The sequence below is a fragment of the Vibrio sp. 10N.261.51.A4 genome (assembly GCF_041471945.1).
Classification (GTDB): domain Bacteria; phylum Pseudomonadota; class Gammaproteobacteria; order Enterobacterales; family Vibrionaceae; genus Vibrio; species Vibrio crassostreae_C.
In genome coordinates, this window is record NZ_JBFRPJ010000069.1 from 45750 (window position 1) to 72748 (window position 26999).

The following is a 26999-nucleotide window of genomic DNA, read 5'->3' on the forward strand; positions in this document are numbered from 1 at the left end:
GCAATCAGGCGTGACTGAAATAAGCCAAGTCGTTGGTGTGATTCGTGATGTATCAGAACAAACGAACGAACTTGTTAGCGCTCAACGCAGCAATAGAAGCGGCACGTGCAGGAGAGCAAGGAAGAGGATTTGCGGTTGTTGCTGATGAAGTCCGTAACCTTGCTAGCCGCACTCAGAATTCAACTAACGAAGTGCAATCCACGATTGAGAAACTGACTCAACAAGCAGAACGCACCTTTAAGGCAATGCAAAGCAGCAACGAGAAGGTTGATCACAGCGTTAACGCGTCTAACGAAACTCGCCAGCAACTCGATGTGATTGTGAATGAACTACATAACGCTAACGACATGGTCGCGCAAATTGCCGCGGCCTCGGAGCAGCAAAGCACGGTAGCCACCGAAATGAGTGAAAGTGTCACTGGGATTCATCTCGCTGCAAATGAGGTCCTGCAGGCCTCACAATCGCTTGCAGAAGACAGTCAGAAAATGGCGAACACTACAGAACACCTTACTGAGCAATTGAAATACTTTAAGGTTTAGCCTCAACACGAACTTGGTTGAAGATAAAAAGCTCATAAAAAAACACCTCCGCACTTGCGATAAGTTCGGAGGTGTTTTCGTTTGTCGCTGACTAGGAGATTAATTCACTCTCCGAGCTTTAGACCAAGTGCGATTAATGCGCCGCCACTGAAATTTTCGGAGGGTTGATGTTGTGCTTCTTAAACTCTTTCATCACACGCAGGGTAATGTCGGTTTCAAACAGCTTCTCATACGCAGTATCCACAACGTAAGCCTTACAAGTTAGCTGTATTGCTAGGTAGTTATCGGTAATCGTCTGTTTAACCAAAACCGTTACAGGTTTCGGCAAGTGGATATAACGACTTGAAGACGCCGCTTCTTGAATCAGATCGCGGGCTAGGGTGATGTCTTCATCCATACCAACGTAAAACGGAATCACCACCTGCATGTCCAACGCACCGTAGTTACCACTGGTGGTCACTTCATTTAAGAACTTGTTGTTCGGAATGGTAATGATGTCATCGTTCAGGGTTCTCATTCGCACTGAACGCAAACCAATGGTAATGATATCACCGTAGTTGCCTTCGAACGTGACGCGGTCACCAACTTGAAAGGGCCTATCAATCATTACCGTGATGCCCGCGATGAATGAAGCTGCCAAATCTTTAAGCGCAAAGCCGACTGACACGGCGAGGGTACCACCAATCAAAGTCAGTATTTGGTCGTTGATTCTAAAGCTCATCATGAACACGATAAGACCTGTGCTCACATAGATAAAGAACTGAGTAAACGACTGCAGTTTCTGTAGCAGCATTCGGTATTGCACGAATTGGCTACCAAAACTGGTCACCATCGAGTTGATAAACTTAAGCAGTAACCACATCGCAGCAATAACGATCATGGAGAAGAACACGCCGCTCCATCGCACTAGACTCGCTATCTTTGAGATGTTTTCTACATTGGCTAACTCTTCCGTCGCAAAGATCGGGAAACTGACAGCACTTGCCAAGCCAACAAATAGTAGGATAAATAACTTCTTCATTTTACTTCACCAGTAGATGTTGACGGTCGAGAACGTTAGTAATGTGGCGGAACCAGTGCTCGGAAATTCGAGCCTTTTCTTCATGCCAACCAATATAACCACGGCTTTCAAAGTAACGCAGAATGCCGGTTATCTCAGCCGTGCTTAGCTGCGTACAATCAGACAAGACTTCCGGAGACGCGATTTCCAACTGCACGATAGAACGAAGCACAGCCAGCATAGGTTTTGGCATGTTTTCTAGTTCTTGTGCTTCTGGTACATGGAACAAGCGCACCACGGCTTGATCGGTATCTTTGTTTCGATTCAATGAGAGTCGGAAGAAGCGCAACGCAACGGTAGGGTTACCATCAGAGTAATGCCACAAGATTCGGTAGAAGCCTTGGCGTGCGCGATCTTCCTCGCTCATGTCATCTTGGTCCCACTGTTTAGGCACCACCAAACCATCAAACGATAACGGCTTCTCAAGCTCCGTATTAATACGGCTATTTAGAAGCTCACCGACTTGTTTCTCTGTCCAACGCGGAAGGAAACACACCAAGTCAAACAGCAAACGTTCGCCACGCGCTCGATCGACAAACCGCCAGCTTGATTTGGCGATCGATATCACGACACGGTGGTTCTTTTTAGAACGACGCAGTAGATTGGTTAAACGTATCAGATCAGACAATCCGCCAACCATTGGCTTAACTAGACGTTGTGCATTATCGATCGCAATCAAGTACGTGGTCTTGCTTTTACGAAGGTGAGCCAAGATCTGAATCTCAGTCGCTTTCTCTTCCAAGCCGATGCTCACCGCTAGATGCGCTAACAGCTCTTGATAACCAGCGTAAGGGCAACTTACGTAGACAGGTTCAGCGTTAGAGACTTTGTGCAGCAGGGTATAAAGCAGCGTTGTTGCGCCCACACCACGTTCACCTGAAACAATACAGATAGCAGGGCTGTCTGACATCAAGTAGCGAGACAGTTGCTTAACCTCATCACCGGCGTAATCAATCAGCGTGCTGTCGATATTACCCGGAAGAATGTATTCATAGGTTTGATCGCCTTTGATTCGAACCAAGTTTTGCTGATTCTTGTCAAGGTCAGACTGCTTAGCCACTTCAATTCTAAACAGGTACGCCAAAGCTTGGCTAAACAGTGTGTAATTAGACAGTAAGGCCATGATGCGGTGTTGGAAGTTGTAAACACTCAACCATACGATGCCAATGGCCGTCGCCAATATATTAAGTAAGAAGGTATCCTTGCGGTTTACTGCCCAGTTCACCCATACCGGACGATCAGAGATGTGTTGCAGCGTATCGAAGACTTTCGCACGCCATAATCTAAGCACTGAAATGGTAACCAGTACAAACCAGAAAAATAGGGCGCTGTAGATCCAGCTATAGATAGTGCCTTTGCCTAGCGTGATACTCGATATTTGCAAAGTCACACCCGCAACAATGAAGCTCCAAACATAACGGCGAATGGTCGATAGGCGCAGCGCAATCACTTCTTGATTAGATGTGCGGCCCAAACGATACGCAAATTCCAAAATAAAGCTGATAGCAATCGAACCACCTAGAATCCACCAAGTGAAGATCTCAAGGAAAATCAGGTGTTGCAGGCTAGGGATGCTGGAGAGCACTCTTAGAGAAAGCGTAATCGCAATTAACCAAGCAATCGCACGATCAGCGCGGCTGATGTACCAGATCACACGTACTAAAAATGGAGGGTTCGTTTTCGCTTCAAGAAAATTAATTCTGAACAACTCAATCAAACGAGTGCTATTGGCAAGCCACCACGCTAAACCAAAATAGATAAACAACACTTTTAACGATGCACCAATCACAGGCACTGGCGAAATAAAGATGTCTTTAACGAGCGCTTTAAAGCTACGAATTTGGAAGTAAACAAGATACTCAATGTTGAGCTTGGTTAATTCCCACTCTTGCTTAAATTGAGTTACGCCGTAGGGGCCAAAACCCGTTAGGCGCTCTTTATTAGCGGAATTCGTCTGCTCTAACAGGTGTTGCTTGCTCACATTCAAGCTATTCAAAGTGACGTAACTGGTTTGAACGGCAAACCATTGATCGGCGTCGTTGTTCGCTCTGTAGGCTTTTATCTGTTGCTCGAAGGTTTTGATTTCCTGCTTTTGAACTTGTAGCACTTCAGCGAGCAATATATTGACTTGGCGTCTGTCCGACGGTTCCATAAAGAGGGGGTCGGGTAACGAATCAATTCGATCATCGAGATCAACAGCAGAATCGGATACCTGAGGCTGAGATTGTAAGTCATATTCCAAGTTGGCATGACTAGGCCAAGAGAGAATGGCCAAAGTGAGGATTAAGAAGCGCGATAGTGAACGCATAAAAGTCTCTTAGAATTATGAGGTTAGGATTACTATAGTTAGATAATCTGACTTTGTGAAATCCAACCCCGTGTCGGGGGCGAGTACTTTATTCCTGTTTCGAGCGATTTTGTCATGAAATTGTCAGGGATTAGGCTAGTATTTGAGCATCTTTATTATGTCTTCTGTTGCGTTGATCGGGTTGGCTTTTACTGTGACCAATCAGCATACGATATATTCAATGGTTGGCATGATTTGGGACGTTATATACCGCCCATTATGGTGCGCTGTTCGATATTTTGTTTTTCCTTAAAATCGACGGTTTTACGGCGATAAATAGAAAACCAAAAATGTGAGTCAGTTCAAACTATGATTTGGCTAGGTTATCACTCACTTAATGGCCAGTAATTGCAATCAATACTTGCAGTTAAAGCCCTGAACAAGTAACGTTGCGGCGTTTTTCACATTAAAAAGGTAATGGCATTGATCTCCACAGCAAATATCACCCAACAATTCGGCGCTAAGCCACTTTTCGAAAATATTTCAGTTAAGTTCGGCGAAGGCAACCGCTACGGTTTAATCGGCGCGAATGGCTGTGGTAAATCGACGTTCATGAAGATCCTATCTGGTGAACTTGAGCCAAGTGCTGGTAACGTAAGCTACGATCCAAACGAGCGCGTTGCTAAGCTAAACCAAGACCAGTTTGCTTACGAAGAATTCACGGTAATCGACACGGTTATCATGGGTCACAAAGAGCTTTGGGCTATTAAGCAAGAGCGTGACCGCATTTACTCTTTGCCAGAAATGAGCGAAGAAGACGGCATGAAAGTGGCTGACCTTGAAGTTCAGTTCGCTGAAATGGACGGTTACATGGCAGAAGCTAAAGCTGGTGAGCTTCTTCTAGCGGTAGGTATTGAAGAATCAATGCACTTCGGTCTGATGAGCGAAGTAGCACCGGGTTGGAAACTTCGTGTTCTATTGTCTCAAGTACTGTTTGCAGACCCGCATATCATGCTTCTTGACGAACCAACGAACAACCTGGACATGGACACCATCAAGTGGTTGGAAGACACGCTAAACCAACGTAACTGCACAATGATCATCATTTCGCACGACCGTCACTTCCTAAACTCTGTTTGTACACACATGGCTGACCTTGATTACGGCGAACTTCGTCTATTCCCAGGTAACTACGATGAGTACATGACGGCTGCGACTCAAGCTCGTGAGCGTCTACTGTCTGACAACGCTAAGAAGAAAGCACAAATTGCTGAACTTCAAACGTTCGTATCTCGTTTCTCTGCTAACGCATCTAAAGCGAAGCAAGCAACGTCACGTGCTAAGCAGATCGATAAGATCCAACTAGACGAAGTTAAAGCGTCTAGCCGTCAAAACCCATTCATCCGTTTCGAACAGTCTAAAGAGCTATTCCGTAACGCACTTGTGGTTGAAAACCTATCTCAAGGTTTTGAAGAAGACCTATACAACAAGTTCGACGGTATTTTCGAAGTAGGTGAGCGTGTTGCTATCATCGGTGAGAACGGTGTGGGTAAAACAACACTACTTAACACACTAGCTGGCGCTCTTGAGCCTCGCACAGGTGAGTACAAGTGGTCTGAAAACTCAAACATCGGTTACTACGCTCAAGATCACGCACACGATTTCGAGACAGACATGAACTTGTTTGATTGGATGAGCCAATGGCGCCAAGAAGGCGAAGACGAGCAAGTTGTTCGTGGCTTCCTAGGTCGTATGCTATTTGGTCAAGACGACATTAAGAAATCTGTAAAGGTTATCTCTGGTGGTGAGCAAGGTCGTATGCTTCTTGGTAAGATCATGATGCATAAACCAAACATCCTGCTAATGGATGAGCCAACAAACCACATGGATATGGAATCTATCGAAGCGCTTAACTTGGCTCTTGAGAACTACAAAGGCACATTGTTCTTCGTATCTCACGACCGTGTATTCGTAGACTCGCTTGCAACTCGTATCCTTGAAATCAAAGATGGCAAGATCAACGATTTCCGCGGTACTTACGCTGAGTTCTTGAAAGCACGCGGCTAAGCTTTAAGTTAGCCTTAGTTTTCAACTCTATGCGTTGGAAATTAAGCTATAAATTGAAAATTAAAAACGCCGTCATACTAAAAAGCATGACGGCGTTTTTGTATCTAGCTAAGTTTCTATGTATTTATCCTTGATGGGTCACTAACTATTTACATCAGAACTTTACAATTAGAAGCGGTTAGTGAATCACCAATCAAACCTACGCTTTTTTCCGACTGCTGATTATTCACCTTTCACATCAAAGTCAATCTTGTCTGCACCCGTGAACACTTGGAAGCGTAAACCTTTAGCGCGAGCAATCGTAGTGATGCCGAACTTCTGCGCTAAATCTAAGCCCATTTGTGTAACGCCAGAGCGTGACAGTAGAACAGGGATTCCCATCTGCGCAACCTTAATCACCATCTCAGACGTTAAACGGCCTGTGGTGTAGAAGATCTTATCTTCACCTGTCTCTTTGTTAAGCCACATCTCACCAGCCAATGTATCAACGGCATTGTGTCGGCCAACATCTTCAACAAACGATAGAACCTTGTCGTCTTTGCAAACAGCACAGCCATGAACCGCACCCGCTTTCTTGTAGGTGTCGTTATAATGAGTCAGCGCTTCTAGAGCCGTATAGATTTCAGATTGCTTAATCTTGGTTTGAGGCACTTGGTAATCTTCCAATTGCTTCATCACGTTGCCATACATGGTACCTTGGCCACAGCCAGAGGTAACTGTCTTCTTCTTAAGCGCTTGCTCAAGTTGGCTCGTATCTTCTTTGGTGATAACCGCTGCTGAGCTGGTTTCCCAGTCGATGATGATTGATTCAACGGCTTCTGGATCAGAAAGGAAGCTTTGGTTTTTCAAATAACCCAAGACTAATGCTTCCGGGCGTGAACCCAATGTCATTAGAGTTACGATCTCTTTCCAGTTCAACATAACGGTAAGAGGGCGCTCGCACGCAATTTGTTTCGTTAGCTTTTCGCCATATTCATCAAACACTTCAACTTCGATGGTCTGAAGTGGGTTTTCACTGGTTTTTATTATGTTTGGTTTTACCACAGTCACGTCCTACTTAATGAGATAGCGATTATAAGGGATAAGAAGTTAGGCAAGAGTCATCATACGACTCTTTAGAATACATGCGTTCTCTGTCACTTAGTCAGTCTTAGCTTTAACTCAAGCATTTAGCAATTCTCATTCCAAAATAACGGGGATTGATGGAAACATGAAGCATTAGATTAAAATAGCGCAAAATATGAGAGTTCACCGGGTGGAGTTGTCTGAAATAACCAGTATCGACTAACGTTATAGTGACAACTTGATAACGAACGCTATAGATACGCTCTCGCAGTTAATCCGTATTGGCGTGTTTATTGCTTTATGGGGTGTATATGAATGCACACAGTACAAAATGTCCTAAGTGCATTCAGACCAAAGAAAATCAATTGGGTGAAGTATGTCTGAGATAAAAGAATTCAAAGAACAATATGAAAAAACAGAAGCAGCTTGGCCAATCGGTGTCCAAAGAATAGAGAAAGAGATCAAAACTGGCATTTGGGTAACAACTCAATGGGAACTCATCGGTTTTGAATTATCACCTGAACATGAAACCCCAGACGTATGTTTGCTTCAGTTGCACAAAGACGAACGTACCGACTACCGCTTCAATCTAAGCTCTCAGCAACCTAAGCTATTCTTAGTTATGGATAATGTTGACTCCGGTAAACCTATTATTCAATTACTGACAGCATCACAAACAGTCGCAGGCCAATACATGGACGGAGATAACCAAGTATTGTCTTACGACATGCCATTGCCTGTACAAGCTTGGATGGAAGCATTCATCGGTCGTCATGGCGAGTTATTAGAAGCAAGACGTAAGAAACGTAAAGGCGCGGGTCGATCAAATGGCAACTAACTTTTTTAGCCGTTGGTCTCAACGAAAGCTTGATGAATCAACCGACCAACCTTTAGAAGCGCAACAAACGCTTGAGGAAACTGAGCTTACTTCCACTGAGGCTTCGTCTGCTGCTTCATCTATAGACGCAGAAACATCGGAGTCACTAGAACGTGGAACTTTGGAAAAAGAGTCTCCAGAACACGCTGTCGATTCTCAAACTATTGACTCTCAGGAGATAGCATCAGAAACGACTGAAGACTTGTCTGTTGCTCAATTATTGGTGTCAGAAGCTTCAGAAAGCGTAAAAAAAGCGGCATTGCGTAAATTATTCCTCTCAGAAGAATTCAACGTTCGTGATGGTTTAGATGATTACGACGACGATTACAGTAATTTGAAGTCTCTTTCTGAAGGGGTTGCGGAAACCTTGCGTGATTGGGTTAAAGACAAAACGGAAGAAGAAACTGCGCCAGAAGAAGAGCAAATCATTGATAATAAAGACGAAGGTGAAGTTTTAGAAAATTCTGAAAGCGATCTTGAGGTATCTGATAATAAACTTGAAACGTCAGAAAGTGCCGAAATAACCGAACAAGAAAAAGAACTGTATAAAAACACAGTATCGGATAATAACGCTACAATGTCAGACGAAGCAGACCTGAAAGAGGTGGGACAAAATATACCACACAAAGAATAGGTACATTTTGACTAAACACTCAATGAACCGCTTGCGACAAAATGTCCCAAGCGGTTTTTTTATACGCACAATAAACGTTATATAGGATTAAATCACTGAAATATAAGGCATATTAAATTGGCATGGCATTTGCAAAATAACGTTCATTATCAACTTTTTTGTAGATAGACGAGTTCACGGTCTGACGAACGACACACTGGCTAAAGGGTTAGTTGTTAACGGATTACTCAGCAAGTTCTCTCTCGCTTACTACAATAAAGGTTGAACAGATTATCCATGTCCAAAGATGGAACTGAGCAATGCTTAAACAATTATTAGAACAAGCAAATTCAAATAACGCTAAAGCAAGACTGTATGCATTTGAAAATACAGTTGAGTTAACAAATCTGATTCCACCTACTGTTAGCTACGAAAGCGGCGGTAATACACTTGTTATTGGTCCAACTGCGATCATTGAAAGTGCTGCGGCTCAATTACCTCAATTGACGAGCCTAACCTTATTGTCAACAGATGGCGAAAAGGGCACAAACCCAGAACTGTACTTCGCGAATTCGGTTCAAGTATCCGGTTTCCTTGGCACGTTTGAAGTTGTGATCGAAAACAAAGGCACATCAAGCAATCTAGCGAAAGTCGCGATTAATCACGATTGTTTCGATGTTGTTTTAGACCTATGTCTGAATAGCTGCATGACAGAAGAAGTACCTGTACCGGGTTATTACCCAGTAGGTCGTGGCTATCCAAAACTTGCTGAAGCACTGGAAGAGATTCCAACGCTTATGGGCACATTTGATAAGCCTAAGTTCTTCCGTCTCGACACTGACCTTTGCGCGCACAGTTCTCGTGGCGTAAAAGGCTGTGAGCGTTGTGTAGATGCTTGTCCTGCTGGCGCACTATCAAGTGAAGGCTCTGATAAGACGGGTCACAAGATTGAGATTAACCCTTACCTATGTCAAGGCGTTGGTACTTGTGCAACTAGTTGTCCTACAGAAGCGATTACCTATGCGCTGCCAAACCCTGATGACACTCAAAAGTTTATTGAACGTACGCTAGCTAATTATGAGCAAGCGGGTGGTCTGGATCCAATCGTACTTATCTGTAGCTCACGTCATGAGACTTACAACGTGATGGCTCTTAAAGCGCTACCAGATAACGTGATTCCAATTGTCGTAGAAGAACTGCCATCTATTGGTATCGATACTTGGTTTGCAGCTTTAGTTAATGGCGCAACTCAGGTTCTGTTTGCCGCATCTCGCTTTATGCCAGAAACGATCATTCGTGTTCTGAATAACGAAGTAGGGATTGCTCAAGAACTACTAGATCAAATCGGTATTCCAAAAGAAACCATCGATATTCTGTACTTAGAATCTCTACGTGAATGTCCTCCAACACTTTGTGTGGATTCATTCGACCTTGCACTTGGCGATCTTCAAGGCAACAAGCGCCAACGTCTATTTACAGCACTTGATGCGATGTCTTCAGCTCGTATTCCTGTTGAAAATATTGTTGAGCTTCCGTCAAACGCACCTTACGGCAACGTTTCGTGTGATAGCAAAGATTGTACGTTATGTATGAGCTGTGTGGCTGTGTGTCCGACACGTGCACTTCATACCGACGGGGCTTCTCCATCACTTAAATTTGTAGAACAAGACTGTATTCAATGTGGCTTGTGTGAAAAGGCATGTCCTGAAAATGTTCTGACTCTTACGCCTCGTATGAACTGGGTAAAAGAAGAACGTCAAAAAGCAGTTGTGATTCATGAAGAGAAAGCTGCGGAATGTGTACGTTGCCATAAACCATTCGCACCTCAGTCTATGATTGACATGTTACAGAACAAGTTACGCGGTCACTCTCACTTTTCAGATGAAGCAGCGATTAATCGTATTGCTATGTGTGAAGACTGCCGTGTGGTGGATATGTTCGATTCAATGGCTCAAGACCCATTGAAACAATTGAAATACTAGGAGTTAGCCTTGGAAACGAATTTGGATCAGGCACAAGAACAGACACTAAGAACTGAGATCTATTTGGTTCTATCCGCACTGTTTCGCAGCGCACCTTCTGAAGAGGTGATCGACTTTCTAAAAACACTCGATATTGAAGCGTCTGAAAGCGCAATGCAAAAGGCTTGGATTGCCATTCAACAAGCGGCAACAGAATCAAACCGTGAAGCTCTTGAAGACGAATATCAAGATTTGTTCATCGGTATTGGGCGTGGAGAAGTCGTTCCATTTGGTTCTTGGCATCGCACTGGCGCCATGATGGAAAAACCATTGGCAGAGATTCGTCATGACTTAGAGCTTTTAGGCATTGAGCGTGACGATCAAGTGAAAGAGCCGGAAGATCATATCGCAGCACTGTGTGAAGTGATGGCGATGCTAACGGCTGAAGAAGAAGCACTGCAACAGGCGGTATTCAATAAGCACCTTGGCCCTTGGTTTAACTCTTTCACGCGTCAGCTTGAAGGGGCAGAAAGCGCGAACTTCTACAAATCGGCCGCTCAACTGTGTGAAGCATTCTTAACGTTAGAACAAGTGCGTTTTAGCGTGAATACAAAAAGCAGTAAGCACAAATTAAAGATTGATGTGAAAAACGTCACTGATTACGAGTAATCGAGCAGTACGCGATTATATCGATAGAGGGGCATTAAGCCTCCAAAAAAAGATCTACCGTAAGGTAAGGAAGCAATGATGAAAGATAATAAAGATATAAATACAAGCCGTAGGGATCTACTCAAAGGCTTGACGACTGCAGCCGTTGCTGGTGCCGTTGTCGCTGGTACAACTAAAGTGGCAACCGCTTCAGAAACTGTTGAAATTTCGAAAGAAGACGTGAAGAAGACAGGGTATCGTGAGACGCAACACATTCGCGATTACTACGACACACTTTAGGAGATAACGGATGAAACTTGTCAAACGCTCCGATAGTGTGAGCAAAGAAACCAATCAGCTAGGTGTGTCTCGACGTGCCTTCATGAAAAACACTTCATTAGCTGCTGGTGGCGCAGTGGTAGGCGCAAGTCTATTTGCACCAGGTATGATGAAGAAAGCACAGGCTAAATCAGTCGATCCAGAAGCGAAAACAGAAGTGAAACGTACTATCTGTTCTCACTGTTCTGTGGGTTGTGGTATCTACGCTGAAGTTCAAAATGGCGTATGGACAGGTCAAGAGCCTGCATTCGATCACCCATTCAACGCTGGTGGACACTGTGCGAAAGGTGCAGCACTTCGTGAGCACGGCCACGGTGAACGTCGTCTTAAGTACCCAATGAAATTGGAAGGCGGTAAGTGGAAGAAGCTTTCTTGGGAACAAGCGATTGAAGAGATCGGTAACAAAGCGCTAGAACTTCGTAAAGAGTCTGGCCCTGATTCAGTTTACTTCCTAGGTAGTGCGAAACACAGTAACGAGCAAGCTTATGCATTCCGTAAGATGGCTTCGCTTTGGGGCACCAACAACGTTGACCACCAAGCACGTATTTGTCACTCAACCACAGTAGCCGGTGTTGCGAACACTTGGGGTTACGGTGCAATGACAAACTCGTTCAATGACATGCACAACTGTAAATCGATGCTGTTCATTGGTTCAAACCCAGCGGAAGCTCACCCAGTAGCGATGCAACACATCTTGATCGCGAAAGAGAAGAACAACTGTAAGATCGTTGTTGCGGATCCTCGTCGTACGCGTACTGCTGCGAAATCAGATCACTACGTTTCTCTTCGTCCAGGTTCTGACGTTGCGTTTATCTGGGGTGTGTTATGGCACGTCTTTGCAAACCAATGGGAAGACAAAGAGTTCATTAAACAACGTGTATTCGGCATGGACGAGATCCGTGAAGAAGTCGCGAAGTGGAACCCAGCAGAAGTTGAACGCGTAACTGGTGTTAGTGAAAAAGACGTATACCACACCGCGAAACTACTTTCTGAAAACCGTCCGGGTTGTATCGTTTGGTGTATGGGTGGTACTCAGCACACGACTGGTAACAACAACACACGCGCTTACTGTGTACTTGAGCTTGCGCTAGGTAACATCGGTAAATCAGGCGGCGGTGCAAACATCTTCCGTGGTCACGATAACGTACAGGGCGCAACTGACCTTGGCGTACTGTCAGACACACTTCCAGGCTACTACGGCTTGTCTGAAGGTTCTTGGCGTCACTGGTCAAAAGTTTGGGATATCGACTTTGACTGGGTGAAAGGCCGTTTCGACGACAACGCATACGGCGGTCAAAAACCAATGAACAGTGCAGGTATTCCTGTATCTCGTTGGGTTGATGGCGTACTTGAAGACAAAGACAAGATTCGCCAACGCGAAAACATCCGTGCCATGTTCTACTGGGGTCACGCGGTGAACTCTCAGACTCGTGGTCCAGAGATGAAAAAAGCGATGCAGAAGCTGGATATGATGGTTATTGTTGACCCATACCCAACGGTTGCAGCGGTAATGAATGATCGTACCGACGGCGTTTACCTGCTACCAGCAACGACTCAGTTTGAAACCTACGGCAGTGTAACGGCGTCAAACCGTTCTCTACAGTGGCGTGACAAGGTTGTTGATCCTCTATTCGAATCTAAACCTGACCACGAAATCATGTACCTGCTTTCTAAGAAGCTTGGTTTCTCTGATCAGCTGTTCAAAAACATCCGTGTTGAGAACAACCAACCACTGATTGAAGATATTACACGTGAATTCAACAAAGGTATGTGGACAATCGGCTACACAGGCCAAAGCCCTGAGCGTTTGAAAGAACACCAACAGAATTGGCACACATTCCACAAAACGTCTCTAGAAGCAGAAGGCGGTCCAGCAAATGGCGAGACTTACGGTCTACCTTGGCCATGTTGGGGCACACCAGAGATGAAACATCCGGGTACACACATCCTTTACGATACGTCTAAGACGGTTGCTGAAGGTGGTGGTAACTTCCGTACTCGTTTTGGTGTTGAGTTTGAAGGTCAAAGCCTACTGGCAGAAGACAGCTACTCGAAAGGCTGTGAGATCAAAGACGGCTACCCAGAGTTCAGTGACAAACTACTGAAACAACTGGGTTGGTGGGATGATCTAACTGCAGAAGAGAAAGCGGCTGCTGAAGGCAAAAACTGGAAGACTGACGTTTCAGGTGGTATCCAACGTGTGGCAATTAAACACGGCTGTATCCCATTTGGTAATGCGAAAGCACGTGCGATTGTTTGGACATTCCCAGACCGTGTACCACTGCACCGTGAGCCACTTTACACGCCACGTCGCGACCTAGTTGCTGATTACCCAACGTGGGACGACAAAGAAGCTATCTTCCGTGTTCCTACGCTTTACAAGTCGATTCAAGAGCAAGACAAATCTGGCGAATACCCGATTATCCTGACCTCTGGTCGTTTGGTTGAGTACGAAGGTGGTGGTGAAGAAACCCGTTCTAACCCTTGGCTAGCAGAACTACAGCAAGAGATGTTTGTTGAAGTGAACCCGAAAGATGCAAACGACATCGGCTTTAAAGACGGTGACGATGTTTGGGTTGAGGGTGCAGAGAAGGGCCGTATTAAGGTGAAAGCGATGGTTACACGTCGTGTGAAACCGGGTCTGGCATTCATCCCATTCCACTTCGGTGGTAAGTTCCAAGGCGAAGATTTGCGTTCTAAATACCCAGAAGGCACTGATCCTTACGTTATTGGTGAAGCTGCTAACACAGCAACCACATACGGTTACGACCCTGTCACGTTGATGCAGGAAACGAAAGTAACCCTTTGTAATATTCGTAAAGCGTAAGGAGTCTTAAAATGGCTAGAATGAAATTTCTTTGTGACACCAAGCGTTGTATCGAATGTAACGGTTGTGTCACTGCATGTAAGAATGAAAATGATGATGCTCTGGAATGGGGTATTCAACGTCGTCGCGTTGTGACACTGAACGATGGCGAACCAGGTGAAAACTCTATCTCAGTAGCGTGTATGCACTGTACTGATGCGCCATGCATGGCAGTTTGTCCTGCAGACTGTTTTGAACATACAGAAGACGGCATCGTACTTCACAATAAAGACCTATGTATTGGTTGTGGTTACTGCTTGTTTGCTTGTCCGTTTGGCGCACCTCAATTCCCTAAACAGGAAGCGTTTGGTGAGCGCGGTAAGATGGACAAGTGTACCTTCTGTGCTGGCGGCCCAGAAACAGAGCCAGGTTCTGTTGAAGAGCGTCAAAAATACGGTGCGAACCGTATTGCTGAAGGCAAACTGCCAATGTGTGCTTCGCTTTGTTCAACTAAGGCACTGCTAGCGGGTGACGCAGAGAAAGTTTCTGATGTTTTCCGTCAGCGTGTTGTTGAACGTGGTGCGAAAGGTGCAGGTTGGACAGACGGCAACGACCTTTCTTACGATGCGACTAAGAGCTAAGTAGGAGAGACATATGCTTACAATGTTTAAGCGTCTCTTCCTTGTAGTGCTGCCAATGTTGGCAGCACTAACAATGCTTTCTCCTATGAGTCATGCATCTGAGACGAACTCATCACAAACTCAATCGAGCTCTGCTCAACGAGAAATCACACAACTTGCTGGCGCCGATTTTTGGCGACAAGTGAGAAACGGTGAGGAAGGTTACACCACATCTCAATCAGCTGAGCATGGTGTGTTGATCAGTACTCCAGGTCAAACGTGGTACATATTGAAAGAGAAGTGGATGTCACCAGCCGGTGCCGTCGCTATCTTTGGCAGTATTGCTTTCGTGACTTTGATGTACGTTGTGATTGGCCCGCTAATGCTAAGCGCGCCAAGAACAGGCCGTAAGATCAAACGTTGGTCTCGACTAGACCGTGCCTTGCACTGGAGTATGGCGTTTACCTTCTTAACACTGGCGTTCAGTGGTTTGATGTTGGTTTACGGTAAGCACTTCTTGAAGCCGTACATTCCAACAGACCTTTGGGGCTTCATCGTTCTACTGGCTAAGCAATACCATAACTACATCGGCCCAATTTTCTATGTGCTGTTGATGGCTGTTCTTATCAAGTGGTGGCGTAAGTCTATCTTCAAGATGGTCGATATCCAGTGGTTCATGAAACTGGGTGGTATGGTCGGGAAACATAAAGGTTCTCATCCATCTGCAGAGTTTTCGAACGCGGGTGAAAAAGCACTGTTCTGGCTATTGATTGTTATGGGTAGTGTGGCTGCGATCAGTGGCTTGGTTTTAGACTTCCCAATCTTCGGTCAAACCCGTCGAGATATGGAGCTCTCAAACCTAGTCCACATGTTGGCTGCTTTGATCCTTATCTGTGGTTTCGTGTTCCACATCTACATCGGCTTGTTCGGTATGGAAGGGGCACTAGAAGGCATGGTAACAGGCGAAGTTGATGAGACTTGGGCTAAAGAGCACCATGATCTTTGGTACAAAGAAGTGATGGAACAAGAGAAAAACGGCGTTGAACAAAGCGCTAACGCAGCAACAGAGAAAGCGGAAGGGGTGAATAAGAATGAACAAACCTCATAAAGGTATTTGGGTCGCTTACATACTAAGCTGCTTTACGCCATTTACTTGTCTTCTCTCTGGTGTGGTTGCCATCATCTACGCGGGCTATCGTTTAGATAAAGGTGAAGACGGCGAAGTAGTGGATACCCATTACTACGGCTTGATTCGCTCGTTCTTCTTGAACTTGACGTTCTTTGTTGTACTTATTGTGACAGTAGCGACCTCTAATGGCGTGTTGATCGGTGTGAACGATTACTGGTATCAAAATCATATTATCGATGACATCGCTTACTACATCCCGTATGTAGGCATGTTGTTTGGTGGTGTTGCGATTGTGGTTTGGTTTATTCGTATGTATCAAGGTATGCAGCGTTTAAGTCAAAACCTACCGCAAAACCCGACAACAGGTCCAAACTTGTAGTCGAGTATCGGCTCACTAGATAGCGAATTATCTAGCACAATAGTCCTTTTGAAAGCCCAATGATTTCGGTCATTGGGCTTTTTGTTTCTAATCAGCAACGAAACTTAATGAAGCATAGTATTGACCGCTTCAATATGGTGCAACTCCCTTAATTGGTGCAATTCTTGTTTCCATTTTCACGCTCATTAAGAACCAAGAAAGTGCACCGATAAATTTATTATCAATTAATCAATAAGTTAAAAACAAAACCTGTTGCACGAAAATTACCCCTCACACTTGGAACGCATCTTGCGTTCACTGTTGAGTCTTTAATTAATTACAACATTGAATCGCACGATATCAGTGCAAATCAGATAAAGCGAAGGAGAATGCTTTAATGAGTGAAACGGTGACTCAAGTTCATAGTGCAGTACAAACCCTTACCCAAAGTTCAGATACTTTATTCCTATTACTCGGCGCCATCATGGTTTTCTTGATGCACGCTGGCTTTGCATTTCTAGAAGTCGGTACCGTTCGAAAGAAGAACCAAGTGAACGCGCTGGTTAAAATCCTGTCGGATTTTGGTGTCTCCGCCATTGCTTACTTCTTTATCGGTTACTGGGTTGCTTACGGTGCACACTTTTTTGCAGACGCAGAAACACTTTCGCAAGGCAACGGATATGAACTGGTTAAGTTCTTCTTCCTAATGACATTCGCGGCGGCAATTCCTGCGATCGTTTCAGGCGGTATCGCAGAGCGTGCACGTTTCTACCCAATTTTGATTGCGACACTGTTTACGGTTGGTTTCATCTATCCATTTTTTGAGGGCATCATTTGGAACGGCAACTTTGGATTCCAAGATTGGCTAGAAGGTCAGTTTGGTTACGTGTTCCATGACTTCGCAGGCTCGGTAGTGGTTCACGGCGTAGGTGGTTGGATTGCTTTGGTTGCGGTTTACTTCTTAGGTATGCGTAAAGGTCGCATCCGTGCAGGCAAACACACCAACTTCGCACCATCGAATATCCCATTCTTAGCACTAGGCTCTTGGATCTTATGTGTCGGTTGGTTCGGCTTTAACGTAATGTCAGCTCAAGCAATCAATGGTATCAGCGGCTTAGTGGCGATGAACTCACTCATGGCAATGGTTGGCGGTATTCTTGCGGCTCTAATTGCGGGTAAAAATGACCCGGGCTTCATCCACAATGGTCCTTTGGCTGGTCTCGTCGCTATTTGTGCAGGTTCAGACTTAATGCACCCATTAGGCGCGTTAGTGACTGGCGGCGTGGCAGGCGCATTGTTTGTTTACCTGTTCACGTACATGCAAAACAAAACACAGATTGATGATGTATTAGGTGTATGGCCTCTACACGGCGTATGTGGCGCTTGGGGTGGCATTGCAGCGGGTATCTTCGGCTCGCAAACATTCTGGGGGCTAGGGGGCGTGAGCTTTGCTTCTCAAGTTGTCGGTACACTAGCGGGCATTGCTGTTGCTTTCGTCGGCGCGTTAATCGTATACGGTGTGTTGAGCAAACTAACAGGCCTACGCTTAAGTGAAGAAGATGAATTCAACGGTGCGGATCTTTCTATCCATAAGATCTCTTCTATCAACGAAGACTAACGTTGTTCACTTGGTGGGGTAAAGCACATCAAGTAGACAACTGTTGAACAGAACTAAGCGGCTTCGGTCGCTTTTTTGTTTCTATGGATAGCAAAACAGAGAATTTGAGTAACAACAACCACAACTATCAAGCGAGTTATGTCACAAATAGCCAATGAATTCAGTTGCCTAAGACTATGGTCTAATCCCCAAAACTATTGTTGGAATTTGAACAGTGCTAAGCTGTTACAAAGTGACATATCTAAAAGGACGTTATATGCATTTCCCATATCGAAATATCGTAATTCTTACTGGCGCTGGCATCTCTGCAGAGTCGGGGATACAAACATTCCGAGCACAAGACGGGCTATGGGAAAACCACAAAATCGAAGATGTCGCGACGCCAGAAGGTTTTGCTAAAGATCCCGACTTGGTTCAAGCCTTCTATAACAAGCGTCGTCACGGCCTGCAAAGTGAGAGCATTCAGCCAAATTCAGCCCACAAGGCGCTAGGAGAGCTCGAAGACAAGCTTGATGGCAAAGTTACCATCATTACTCAAAACATCGACAATTTGCACGAGAGAGGCGGTAGCAACAACATTATTCACATGCATGGTGAACTTTTAAAAGCGCGTTGCAGTGAATCCAATCAAGTTGTAGAGCACAAAGGCGATATTGAAACGGGTGAACTTTGTCATTGCTGCCAAATCCCTGCACAAATGCGTCCACATATTGTTTGGTTTGGCGAAATGCCACTAAGAATGGGCGACATTTATTCCGCACTGGAAGAAGCGGATCTGTTTATCTCTATCGGAACTTCAGGTGTTGTTTATCCAGCGGCAGGCTTTGTTCACGATGCGAAAATGCATGGTGCACATACTATCGAGATAAACCTCGAACCAAGTGCGGTTGAAAGTGAATTTGAAGAGAAGCGCTACGGCAAGGCGAGTATCGAGGTGCCTAAACTGGTTGGCGAGTTATTATGTACAGAGAAAGGTTCTTTAACGGCCTAAGCCTTGTCTTTAATAACACACATCAGTTTCTGAATCTGAAAAAATAAAGCGGCTTACGCCGCTTTATTTACTTAACTTCTTAACTAACAATAACTTAGTTGTTTACTTTAAGTTTTTGGAAGTACTCGTCATAAATAACGCTCGCTTCACCAGCTTCATCTTGCCACACACCGTTATCCATCACTGATTGTGGTGGGAAAACGTTCTTGTCTTCAGCAAATTCTTTAGGAAGAAGAGGGTAAGCGGTTTTAACTGGTGTCGGGTAACCGATCTCTAGAGCAATTTTCGCAGCGTTCTCTGGGCGAAGAAGGAAGTCGATCATCTTATGAGCCGCTTCAGTGTTCTTAGCGCCTGCTGGAATTGCTAGGCTGTCCATCCAGAAGATAGCGCCTTTTTCTGGCCAGATAATGTCAATCGTTGCGCCTTCTTGGCGTGCCATGTAAGCAGAACCATTCCAAAGCATACCAAGAGACACTTCACCTGCTAGGTAAGGGTTCGCTGGGAAATCTGAGTTAAATACCAATACGTTTGGCATTAGCTTACGAAGTTCTTCGTAGGCTTCTTTGATTTCTTCAGGGTTAGTCGTGTTTGGAGAGTAGCCCAGTTTAGATAGAGCGATATGGAAAACCTCACGAGAGTCATCCATCATCATCAGTTGACCTTCCCACTGCGTATCCCACAGATCGCCCCAGTTTTTAACTGAAGACTTGTCTAGCATGTCTGAGTTGATACCAATACCCGTCGCACCCCAGATGTATGGGATTGAGTAGTTGTTATTTGGGTCAAATGGCTTATCTAAGTAATTTGGATCCAAATCTGCAAAGTGGCTTAGCTTGGTTTTATCAAGCTCTTGAAGCATGCCTTCTTTACGCATCTTAGAAACGAAGTAAGTAGAAGGAACCACTAAGTCGTAACCCGTACCTTGAGTTTTTAACTTAGCGTACATGCTTTCGTTAGACTCATAAGTTGAGTAGTAGACTTTAATGCCCGTCTCTTCTGTGAAGTCTTCTAGTACTTCATTTGGAATATATTCAGACCAGTTGTAAAAATACAGTTCTTGGTCAGCTGCGAAAGAGGGTGTAGAAAGTAAAGTAGCAGCACACAATGCGCCGGTATACAGTGTTTTTTTCATTACTGTTCCGTTCATTTGTTTGATTTGGAGCTGGGTAGTGAACCCAAGGTAAAGGATTTCGAAAAGTCGCGCTATATTATAGCAGCGATATAATAAAATAGGCAGCCTAAGCTGCCTATTCATTGATATTCTTATTTTTAACTTATTGATTATCTACGTTGACCTGTTAAGTAAACTGGTTACTTAGCCACAGTTAGATAATAAGCTAAATTACTGACCTGCTTTAAGTTTCATGAAGTAATCTTCGTACTTCACTGTCTTATCGCCAACCGCAGCTTGCCATTCAACACGATCAAGGTCTTCTTGCGATGGGAATAGCGCAGGGCTATCTTTGAACTTCTCGTTAGACGCTTTAACGGCCGTTAGGTAGCCTGTGTCACGAGAAATTTGCTCAGCAATTTCAGGGCGAAGTAGGAAATCAATCATCTTATGAGCTGCTTCTACGTTTACCGCACCAGAGCTAATCGCAAAGTTATCAACCCAACCGATACCGCCTTCTTTAGGGAAAACCAGTTTGATTGGTAGACCTTCGTTTTGCGCTGCAGCAGCAGAACCGTTCCACAGCATACCAAGACCCACTTCACCAGACATGTAAGGCGCGCCTGGGTTGTCTGAGTTAAATACTAGAACGTTTGGCATAAGCTTTTGTAGCTCAGCGTACGCTTCGTCGATCTCTTTTTCGTTGGTTGTGTTACCAGAGTAACCTAACTTACGCAGTGCGATGTGGAACACTTCACGAGTGTCGTCCATCATCATCAGTTGACCTTCAAGCTCTGGCTTCCATAGATCAGCCCAGCTTTGGAAATCTTCTGGATCGTACATGTCAGTGTTAACAGCAAGACCTGTGATCGCAACTACGTGTGGAATAGAGTAGTCGTTGCTTGGGTCGTAGGGCTTATCTAGATAGTTAGTATCTAGATTCTTGAAGTTGTTCAGCTTAGTTTTGTCGATCTTTTGTAGCATACCTTCGTCACGCATCTTAGATACGAAGTAAGTCGACGGCACAACTAGGTCATAGCCTTTGTTGTGTGTTTTTAGCTTTGCGTACAGGGTTTCGTTCGACTCGTAAGTCGAGTAGATCACCTTGATACCAGTTTCATCAGTGAACTGTTCTAGAATCTCACTGTTGATGTAAGGTCCCCAATTCATGAATACCAATTCTTTGTTATCTTTTGCAAATGATGGTGCAGATAACATTGAAAGCGCACATGCACTACCAGCTAATAGAGTAGCCCATTTTTTCATTGACGTTAGCTCCAAACTAAACGTTGCCCGAAGGCAGTAGATAGAAAAACAGAATGGCAATTTACCATTCTGTTTATGATTAACACTTTTTTTGAACTTGAAGTCTCTTAACTTCTTAATCAAGCCAGTCTCTATATAGAGTAGGAGACTTACTTGATTTTTTCTCTCGCTAATGACTGAGAAATGATCACCAGTATTAACGACACCACTAACATCACTGTTGCTAGGGCGTTTACCTCAGGAGAGATACCCACTTTAACCATTGAGTAAATCTTCAGTGGTAAGATTTCATACGTTGGGCCGGTTACGAAAGAGCTAATGATTACATCGTCCAAAGACAGAGTGAAGCTCAATAACCAACCCGCAGCAACCGCTGGCTTAGCAAGAGGCAGAATGATCTGTTTTAGAATCGTCCATTCACTTGCACCTAAGTCTTTTGCTGCTTCTAGCATCTTCACATCAAAGCCATTCAAGCGACTGTATACCGTTACTACAACAAACGGTAGACAGAAGGTAATGTGAGCAGCAAGTAGGGTAAAGAACCCAAGTTGAACACCCATTACCAAGAATAGCGCAAGAAGCGAAATCGCCATTACGATATCTGGAGACATCATTACGATGAACAGCATGCCATTTACGATGCCTTTACCTTTAAATTGGTAACGGAATAGGGCTACTGCTGTAAGGCTCCCGACAATCGTTGCGGCTGTTGCTGAGAACACCGCTACGTTGATCGAGTGCCACGCAGCCTGCATTAGGCTGTCGTTGTTAATAAGCGCGTCATACCATTTAGTGGTGAAGCCACCCCATTTCATACCAAACTTATTGGCATTAAACGAGTTAGCGATCAATACGATAATAGGTAGGTATAGAAAGGCGTATACCAGCGCCATAAAGCTGAACTTAACTGTGCGCCCCATTAGTCTAGCTCCACTTTCTTGTTCAATAGCTTACCTGCTCGGTAGTAGGCATACAGCATCACAGCCATTGCCATGGTCAGTGCGATACTCGTCGCTGCGCCAAACGGCCAGTCTCGAGCGTTGAGCACTTGGCTCTTAATCACGTTACCAATCAATAGGTTCTTAGCTCCGCCTAATAGGTCAGAGATGTAGAACATACCTAACGCTGGCAGTAGCACTAACAAACAGCCGCCAATAATGCCCGGCATTGTTAGTGGTAGTACCACTTTCAATAGCGTTTGCAGTTTGTTCGCACCTAAATCTTTAGCCGCTTCTAAATACGTATCGTCCAGTTTTTCAATCGCTGAATACAGCGGCAGAATCATAAACGGAAGTAGGATGTACACTAAACCGATCATTACTGCGGTTTCTGAGTACATGATACGTAGCGGTTTATCAATGATATCTAACGCTAACAAGCTTTTGTTCAAGACACCTTGCGTACCCAGTACAATTTTTAATCCGTATGTACGAATCAAAGAGTTCGTCCAGAATGGTACTATCACTAGGAACAACATGATTGGACGCCACTTCGCCGGCATTTTTGCCACGATGTAAGCGAATGGGTAACCAATAATCAAACAAAGTAGGGTTGCGACAATTGCCATATAGAAAGAGTGCATCAACACTTTAAAATACAGCGGGTCAGCCAAACGCACGTAGTTATCGAGAGTGAAGGTCATCTCGATCAAGTTCGCTTCATCACGAGTTAAGAAGCTAGTACCAATGATCATGATGTTTGGAATCATCACGAACAACACTAACCAACCTGTGATTAAAGCAACAATTGCGTTTTGTAAATTAAACTTCTTGCTCATCTTCTAATACCACTTCCCAGCTCTCAACCCAAGTTACTGCAACTTTTTGGCCCAGTGAGTGATCAACATCAGGGTCATCTTCGTTGAAGAATTCGCTAACCATGACACGCATACCAGATTCAAGTTCTACGACTGAATCTAATGTCATGCCTTTATAGGTTCGCTCGACAATGTGGCCAACAATACCGCGTTGCTCTGACTCTTTAATTTCTTCGATTCGAAGATCTTCAGGGCGAAGCAATACTTGCAGTTTTTGACCCGGTGTTACGTCTTTATCGTGATAGATAATGGACTCTTCACCTTCGATTGTCGCAACAATGCGTTTTTCATCTTGACGAGATTTCGCTGTCGCTTCGAATACGTTAATTTCACCAATGAAACGCGCTACAAATAGGTTCTTAGGCTCTTCGTAGATCTCTCTTGGTGTTCCGTCTTGTTCAATCACGCCATCACGCATAACAATAATACGGTCAGACATAGACAGCGCCTCTTCTTGGTCATGCGTTACAAAAATGAACGTGATACCAAGTTGGCGTTGTAATTGTTTCAGCTCGATTTGCATCTGTTTACGTAGTTTGTAATCCAGAGCAGATAGAGATTCATCCAACAAAAGAACTTTAGGCTTATTAACGACAGCACGAGCGATTGCGATACGTTGCTGTTGGCCACCAGATAGCTGGTGTGGCTTTCGTTGTGCCATTTGTTCTAGGCGCACCATTTTCAAAGCATCCATTACACGAGGTTCAATCTCGCTGTTTGGAACTTTCTGCATGCGTAAGCCAAATGCCACATTGTCGAAAACGGTCATATGCGGGAATAGGGCATAGCTTTGGAATACAGTGTTTACATGCCTTTGTTCAGCAGGAACTTGGGTTACGTTTTGTTCAGCTAATAGTATTTGACCACTATCTGCCGTTTCAAAACCCGCAATCATTCTTAGCACGGTTGTTTTACCACAACCTGATGGGCCTAAAATCGTGAGAAACTCACCATGATTTACGTTTAAATCCAGATTGCCGATGACTTCCTTACCATCGAAACTTTTACTGATGCCAGTTAGCTGTACTACTGGCTTTCCTACTGATTTTTTAGCGTTCAACGTCTGTTTTTCTCCACCTTGGTTCTATTTGAGACCTGTTGCTATACACCTTTAAGGCGCGCATCATAATCACCAAAAACGTGAATTCAAAGCATTTTTTACCTTTCGAAGATAAAAAATTTCGCAGGTAAAAGTAAACATCCTTTACCATACTGTTATTTACTGGGTTTACACCCTAACAAGTGTCTAATTATTAACCATCAAGACGCAAAAGCAAGCCTTGTTACAGATTCATATTTTAGTTTGTATCCGACATATGAGTATAATGAAGGTAATTTTTTATCAATAAGTTAGGTGGCTTCGCTTAATCGGCACACCTAGGTATCAATATGAACAACGACATCGAAAAAGATTTTAATTTGGGCGGTAGTATCAACCGTGCACTTTCTGGCGATTATGAGCTCAAAGCAACGGCTGTATTCCAAGAAGCTTGGAAACATACGATAAGTCACTTTCTTTCGTTTTCCCCAGCGATTATTGCTTTGATGTTTGTGCAGCTCGCTATCTTTTATATCGCACTAAAACTACAGCTTGGTGATCCCGCGGTTATCTTAGATGCAGTTATCGACCCAGAGTCGTTTACGCCACAAATCGTTGAATCGATTTTTATCGCGAACTTTAGCTATGAAGTGATCAGTGCGCCTATCTATGCGGGTATCTGTTTAATGGCAATGAGTCACGCCGCTGGCCTACAAACCAAAGTACGCCACATCGGTAAAGGTTTGCAGTTTACGGTTCCGGTTATTCTAGTGACTTTGTTTAGCCTAATGCTTCAAGGCATCGCAGGTATGATTCTGCCGTTCTTGTCTATCTACTTCTCACTGGCGTTCAGCCATTCGATTCTGCTGATTTGTGATAAGAAAGTGCCGCCAATGCAATCGCTGCTGCTTTCTCTGCGTGCTGTCAACAAAAAAATCTTCACCGTTGCTTCTATCTACCTATTAGTAATGCTGATGTTCATCGTCGCGGCAATGATGTACGGCATTGGCCTTATCTTCGTTTTACCTTTCTTCTTCCACGTGAAAGGGATTCTTTACCGCGAGATGTTTGGCATTAAACTCAAACTGATCGCGTCAGACAGACCAAAGAGCGACGACGACCACAACGGTAGCAACAATAAAGACCCACAGGTATTCGATGCATAACAACTCTAAATTAAGCGCAAGTAAATCACTTGCGCTAAAAGTGACAGCATTAGCCTTAGTTGGCTCGATCTCGTTAGTTGGCCCAATGCTTTACCAACAAGAAGAAGAGCGCAGGCGAGCGGGGCAAAAGGCTTCAGACTCAGAGCAAAACTTTGGTGACTTGACCGTCTCTTCTGATAAGCCAGATTTCTCAGCGATTGAAGATGTAAATAAAAAGAAAGACACCTTCTTTTCTTATCTTCGCCCAAGTATCAACATCGAAAACAAGCGAATCACCAAAGAACGTGCGTTTCTAACCAAGCTTTCAGAGACGGGGTTGAACAATGTTGACTCTGAAGACGCGTCATACGCAAAGAGACTAGGGAAGCTGTATAGCCTGCCTGTACCTTCATCGGGCTTAGATGACGCTTGGCTGAAAGAAATGTTGAATCGTGTAAACGTGCTACCTGAAGCGCTTGTGTTAACTCAGGCGGCCAATGAATCAGCTTGGGGTACATCTCGTTTCGCCACTAAAGCAAATAACTATTTTGGACACTGGTGTTACACCAAAGGTTGTGGCCTTGTTCCGCTACAACGTAACGAAGGTAGCTCGCATGAAGTCGCAACATTCTCTTCAAGCCAAGAATCCGTACATCGGTATTTCATGAACCTTAATCGTAATCGTGCTTACGCCGATCTAAGAGTGATTCGTGCAAAACTTGATGCGCAAGGTGATGATCTTTTAACAACCGCAACGGCGACAGAGCTCACCAATGGCTTGTTAAAATATTCTGAGCGAGGTTCCGACTATGTGACTGATTTACAAGCTATGATCCGTCACAACGAGGTATACTGGAAAAAGTAACTCATTTTGATACCAACTTGGTTGCCTTCGATAGTCGGCTTATACCAGTAATATCACAAAAAGAGCAGCTCATTGGCTGCTCTTTCTATTTATAAACGCTCAACTTCGACAAGATTATAATAATGAAAAAGACAGCACTCGCTTTATTAGCCTCATTAAGCCTTGGGGTTTCTCTTCCTGCTTCAGCGCAAGAATACATGTTCACGTATTCTAAGCTTTATACTCAGCTGAAAAACAACACCAAAGAAGGGCATGATGATGTCAAAGTTGCGGTCTTCTTTGTTGATCAACAAGCTCAGCAAACCTGTCACATCAGCAAAGCTTGGATGGAAAAAGAAGAGCACTACGAAGAGCTAAAAGTCTCTCCGGCCAATGAACTGCTTCTACCGGTAGATCAAAACCTACGCTCAGCAAACCCTCTTATCTTTGTACAAACTCAAGAACAGGAATGTGCGTATTCTTTTGTGGTGATGACTCAAGAGCCTTTAGCTGGCACAGTAGAAGTTGCACAGATAGAAAACCTATTGCCACAGATGCAGGCGATGCTTGAAGACGTCAGCGGTATGTTCTCTGGTTGGTTCACGCCAGATATCCAAGGGTTAACGCTAGAGTTCGCTAATAAGCTGGAAGGCAACATCGAGCTTTCAAATGGCAAGCAACTACCAATCAAAGAAGGACGTGCGAAATTCACCTTAGAAGAACTGAATGGAAGTGACAGCATCACGTTGCCAGAACCAACAGTTCGCGTATTGCCGTACATTCCCGCGCAATAATTTTTA

Annotated in this window: 23 protein-coding genes and 1 pseudogene; 16 read left to right on the forward strand and 8 right to left on the reverse strand. The window is 44.3% G+C overall.

What is annotated here, in order from left to right:
• Positions 1-65: 65 nt before the first annotated feature.
• Positions 66-539 (forward strand): annotated as a pseudogene (locus tag AB4384_RS15630) (methyl-accepting chemotaxis protein); the annotation flags it as partial.
• 133 nt (positions 540-672) lie between these two features.
• On the opposite strand, the gene AB4384_RS15635 reads toward AB4384_RS15630, so the two are convergent.
• Both AB4384_RS15635 and AB4384_RS15640 read right to left on the reverse strand, forming a co-directional pair.
• Complete coding sequence (locus tag AB4384_RS15635) at positions 673-1560, reverse strand: mechanosensitive ion channel family protein (protein WP_372129791.1); 888 nt, start codon at positions 1558-1560, stop codon at positions 673-675.
• Between the two features lies 1 nt (position 1561).
• Complete coding sequence (locus tag AB4384_RS15640; protein WP_017068188.1) at positions 1562-3907, reverse strand: ATP-binding protein; 2346 nt, start codon at positions 3905-3907, stop codon at positions 1562-1564.
• A 462-nt stretch (positions 3908-4369) separates the two neighbouring features.
• Between AB4384_RS15640 and AB4384_RS15645 the strand changes: the two genes are divergently transcribed.
• The gene (locus AB4384_RS15645) at positions 4370-5953 is read left to right on the forward strand and encodes an ABC-F family ATPase (RefSeq protein WP_009846736.1); all 1584 of its coding nucleotides are present in this window, start codon (positions 4370-4372) and stop codon (positions 5951-5953) included.
• Positions 5954-6175: 222 nt separating this feature from the next.
• Here AB4384_RS15645 and AB4384_RS15650 read toward each other — a convergent pair whose 3' ends face one another.
• On the reverse strand, positions 6176-6997 hold the full coding sequence (locus AB4384_RS15650) for a formate dehydrogenase accessory sulfurtransferase FdhD (protein ID WP_017068189.1): 822 nt from the start codon (positions 6995-6997) through the stop codon (positions 6176-6178).
• A 397-nt stretch (positions 6998-7394) separates the two neighbouring features.
• Between AB4384_RS15650 and AB4384_RS15655 the strand changes: the two genes are divergently transcribed.
• The 11 genes from AB4384_RS15655 (at position 7395) to cobB (ending at position 18978) form a co-directional block, all read left to right on the forward strand.
• Complete coding sequence (locus AB4384_RS15655) at positions 7395-7856, forward strand: DUF3305 domain-containing protein (RefSeq protein WP_017059618.1); 462 nt, start codon at positions 7395-7397, stop codon at positions 7854-7856.
• A complete protein-coding gene (locus AB4384_RS15660; protein WP_102320204.1) occupies positions 7846-8529 on the forward strand; it encodes a DUF3306 domain-containing protein in 684 nt (227 codons plus the stop codon). The genes AB4384_RS15655 and AB4384_RS15660 overlap by 11 nt, the downstream gene beginning before the upstream one ends.
• A gap of 299 nt (positions 8530-8828) precedes the next feature.
• Entirely contained in the window at positions 8829-10490 is a 1662-nt protein-coding gene (locus AB4384_RS15665; RefSeq protein WP_017059620.1) for a 4Fe-4S dicluster domain-containing protein, read from the forward strand.
• A 9-nt stretch (positions 10491-10499) separates the two neighbouring features.
• A complete protein-coding gene (locus tag AB4384_RS15670) occupies positions 10500-11138 on the forward strand; it encodes a molecular chaperone (RefSeq protein WP_017059621.1) in 639 nt (212 codons plus the stop codon).
• Between the two features lie 78 nt (positions 11139-11216).
• Positions 11217-11417, forward strand: coding sequence for a twin-arginine translocation signal domain-containing protein (locus AB4384_RS15675; RefSeq protein ID WP_008217926.1), 201 nt, complete (start codon positions 11217-11219; stop codon positions 11415-11417).
• Positions 11418-11427: 10 nt separating this feature from the next.
• The gene (locus AB4384_RS15680) at positions 11428-14283 is read left to right on the forward strand and encodes a formate dehydrogenase subunit alpha (RefSeq protein WP_017063869.1); all 2856 of its coding nucleotides are present in this window, start codon (positions 11428-11430) and stop codon (positions 14281-14283) included.
• A gap of 11 nt (positions 14284-14294) precedes the next feature.
• A complete protein-coding gene (fdh3B, locus tag AB4384_RS15685; RefSeq protein ID WP_004742271.1) occupies positions 14295-14903 on the forward strand; it encodes a formate dehydrogenase FDH3 subunit beta in 609 nt (202 codons plus the stop codon).
• A gap of 13 nt (positions 14904-14916) precedes the next feature.
• Positions 14917-15990 (forward strand): formate dehydrogenase subunit gamma, encoded by a 1074-nt coding sequence (locus AB4384_RS15690; RefSeq protein WP_372129792.1) that lies wholly within the window; start codon positions 14917-14919, stop codon positions 15988-15990.
• Positions 15974-16390, forward strand: a complete 417-nt coding sequence (locus AB4384_RS15695) for a hypothetical protein (RefSeq protein ID WP_017059624.1) — start codon at positions 15974-15976, stop codon at positions 16388-16390. Before AB4384_RS15690 ends, AB4384_RS15695 begins: the two co-directional genes overlap by 17 nt.
• A 376-nt stretch (positions 16391-16766) precedes the next feature.
• Positions 16767-17987, forward strand: a complete 1221-nt coding sequence (locus tag AB4384_RS15700; RefSeq protein WP_372129793.1) for an ammonium transporter — start codon at positions 16767-16769, stop codon at positions 17985-17987.
• A gap of 256 nt (positions 17988-18243) precedes the next feature.
• Positions 18244-18978: a Sir2 family NAD+-dependent deacetylase gene (cobB, locus tag AB4384_RS15705; protein WP_017063867.1), complete on the forward strand. Its 735-nt coding sequence runs from the start codon at positions 18244-18246 to the stop codon at positions 18976-18978.
• 94 nt (positions 18979-19072) lie between these two features.
• Here the strand turns inward: cobB and AB4384_RS15710 are convergent, their stop codons facing one another.
• The 5 genes from AB4384_RS15710 to potA all read right to left on the reverse strand — a co-directional run bounded on the left by AB4384_RS15710 (position 19073) and on the right by potA (position 24231).
• The gene (locus tag AB4384_RS15710) at positions 19073-20110 is read right to left on the reverse strand and encodes an extracellular solute-binding protein (RefSeq protein ID WP_372129794.1); all 1038 of its coding nucleotides are present in this window, start codon (positions 20108-20110) and stop codon (positions 19073-19075) included.
• A gap of 210 nt (positions 20111-20320) precedes the next feature.
• Positions 20321-21355 (reverse strand): extracellular solute-binding protein, encoded by a 1035-nt coding sequence (locus AB4384_RS15715; protein WP_017059628.1) that lies wholly within the window; start codon positions 21353-21355, stop codon positions 20321-20323.
• 149 nt (positions 21356-21504) lie between these two features.
• On the reverse strand, positions 21505-22275 hold the full coding sequence (gene potC, locus AB4384_RS15720) for a spermidine/putrescine ABC transporter permease PotC (RefSeq protein WP_017059629.1): 771 nt from the start codon (positions 22273-22275) through the stop codon (positions 21505-21507).
• On the reverse strand, positions 22275-23132 hold the full coding sequence (gene potB / locus AB4384_RS15725; protein ID WP_017059630.1) for a spermidine/putrescine ABC transporter permease PotB: 858 nt from the start codon (positions 23130-23132) through the stop codon (positions 22275-22277). Before potB ends, potC begins: the two co-directional genes overlap by 1 nt.
• Positions 23116-24231, reverse strand: coding sequence for a spermidine/putrescine ABC transporter ATP-binding protein PotA (potA, locus tag AB4384_RS15730; RefSeq protein ID WP_017059631.1), 1116 nt, complete (start codon positions 24229-24231; stop codon positions 23116-23118). Before potA ends, potB begins: the two co-directional genes overlap by 17 nt.
• A gap of 329 nt (positions 24232-24560) precedes the next feature.
• Here potA and AB4384_RS15735 point away from each other — a divergent pair, with 329 nt between their 5' ends.
• The 3 genes from AB4384_RS15735 (at position 24561) to AB4384_RS15745 (ending at position 26993) form a co-directional block, all read left to right on the forward strand.
• The gene (locus AB4384_RS15735; protein ID WP_017063864.1) at positions 24561-25376 is read left to right on the forward strand and encodes a membrane protein; all 816 of its coding nucleotides are present in this window, start codon (positions 24561-24563) and stop codon (positions 25374-25376) included.
• Positions 25369-26220 carry a glucosaminidase domain-containing protein gene (locus AB4384_RS15740; RefSeq protein ID WP_372129795.1) on the forward strand — a complete coding sequence of 284 codons (852 nt, stop codon included), beginning with the start codon at positions 25369-25371 and terminating at the stop codon, positions 26218-26220. Before AB4384_RS15735 ends, AB4384_RS15740 begins: the two co-directional genes overlap by 8 nt.
• 122 nt (positions 26221-26342) lie before the next feature.
• Positions 26343-26993, forward strand: coding sequence for a DUF2987 domain-containing protein (locus tag AB4384_RS15745; RefSeq protein ID WP_017063862.1), 651 nt, complete (start codon positions 26343-26345; stop codon positions 26991-26993).
• Positions 26994-26999 lie beyond the last annotated feature (6 nt).

Bases quoted from the DNA above. Each gene is read 5' to 3' on its own strand.
- fdh3B (WP_004742271.1), top strand. From the start codon at position 14,295: ATGGCTAGAATGAAATTTCTTTGTGACACCAAGCGTTGTATCGAATGT.
- AB4384_RS15660 (WP_102320204.1), top strand. From the start codon at position 7,846: ATGGCAACTAACTTTTTTAGCCGTTGGTCTCAACGAAAGCTTGATGAA.
- AB4384_RS15695 (WP_017059624.1), top strand. From the start codon at position 15,974: ATGAACAAACCTCATAAAGGTATTTGGGTCGCTTACATACTAAGCTGC.
- AB4384_RS15735 (WP_017063864.1), top strand. From the start codon at position 24,561: ATGAACAACGACATCGAAAAAGATTTTAATTTGGGCGGTAGTATCAAC.
- AB4384_RS15665 (WP_017059620.1), top strand. From the start codon at position 8,829: ATGCTTAAACAATTATTAGAACAAGCAAATTCAAATAACGCTAAAGCA.
- AB4384_RS15710 (WP_372129794.1), bottom strand. From the start codon at position 20,110: ATGAAAAAAACACTGTATACCGGCGCATTGTGTGCTGCTACTTTACTT.
- potB (WP_017059630.1), bottom strand. From the start codon at position 23,132: ATGAGCAAGAAGTTTAATTTACAAAACGCAATTGTTGCTTTAATCACA.
- AB4384_RS15680 (WP_017063869.1), top strand. From the start codon at position 11,428: ATGAAACTTGTCAAACGCTCCGATAGTGTGAGCAAAGAAACCAATCAG.
- potC (WP_017059629.1), bottom strand. From the start codon at position 22,275: ATGGGGCGCACAGTTAAGTTCAGCTTTATGGCGCTGGTATACGCCTTT.
- AB4384_RS15635 (WP_372129791.1), bottom strand. From the start codon at position 1,560: ATGAAGAAGTTATTTATCCTACTATTTGTTGGCTTGGCAAGTGCTGTC.
- AB4384_RS15640 (WP_017068188.1), bottom strand. From the start codon at position 3,907: ATGCGTTCACTATCGCGCTTCTTAATCCTCACTTTGGCCATTCTCTCT.
- AB4384_RS15655 (WP_017059618.1), top strand. From the start codon at position 7,395: ATGTCTGAGATAAAAGAATTCAAAGAACAATATGAAAAAACAGAAGCA.
- AB4384_RS15740 (WP_372129795.1), top strand. From the start codon at position 25,369: ATGCATAACAACTCTAAATTAAGCGCAAGTAAATCACTTGCGCTAAAA.
- AB4384_RS15675 (WP_008217926.1), top strand. From the start codon at position 11,217: ATGAAAGATAATAAAGATATAAATACAAGCCGTAGGGATCTACTCAAA.
- cobB (WP_017063867.1), top strand. From the start codon at position 18,244: ATGCATTTCCCATATCGAAATATCGTAATTCTTACTGGCGCTGGCATC.
- AB4384_RS15700 (WP_372129793.1), top strand. From the start codon at position 16,767: ATGAGTGAAACGGTGACTCAAGTTCATAGTGCAGTACAAACCCTTACC.
- AB4384_RS15715 (WP_017059628.1), bottom strand. From the start codon at position 21,355: ATGAAAAAATGGGCTACTCTATTAGCTGGTAGTGCATGTGCGCTTTCA.
- AB4384_RS15745 (WP_017063862.1), top strand. From the start codon at position 26,343: ATGAAAAAGACAGCACTCGCTTTATTAGCCTCATTAAGCCTTGGGGTT.
- AB4384_RS15690 (WP_372129792.1), top strand. From the start codon at position 14,917: ATGCTTACAATGTTTAAGCGTCTCTTCCTTGTAGTGCTGCCAATGTTG.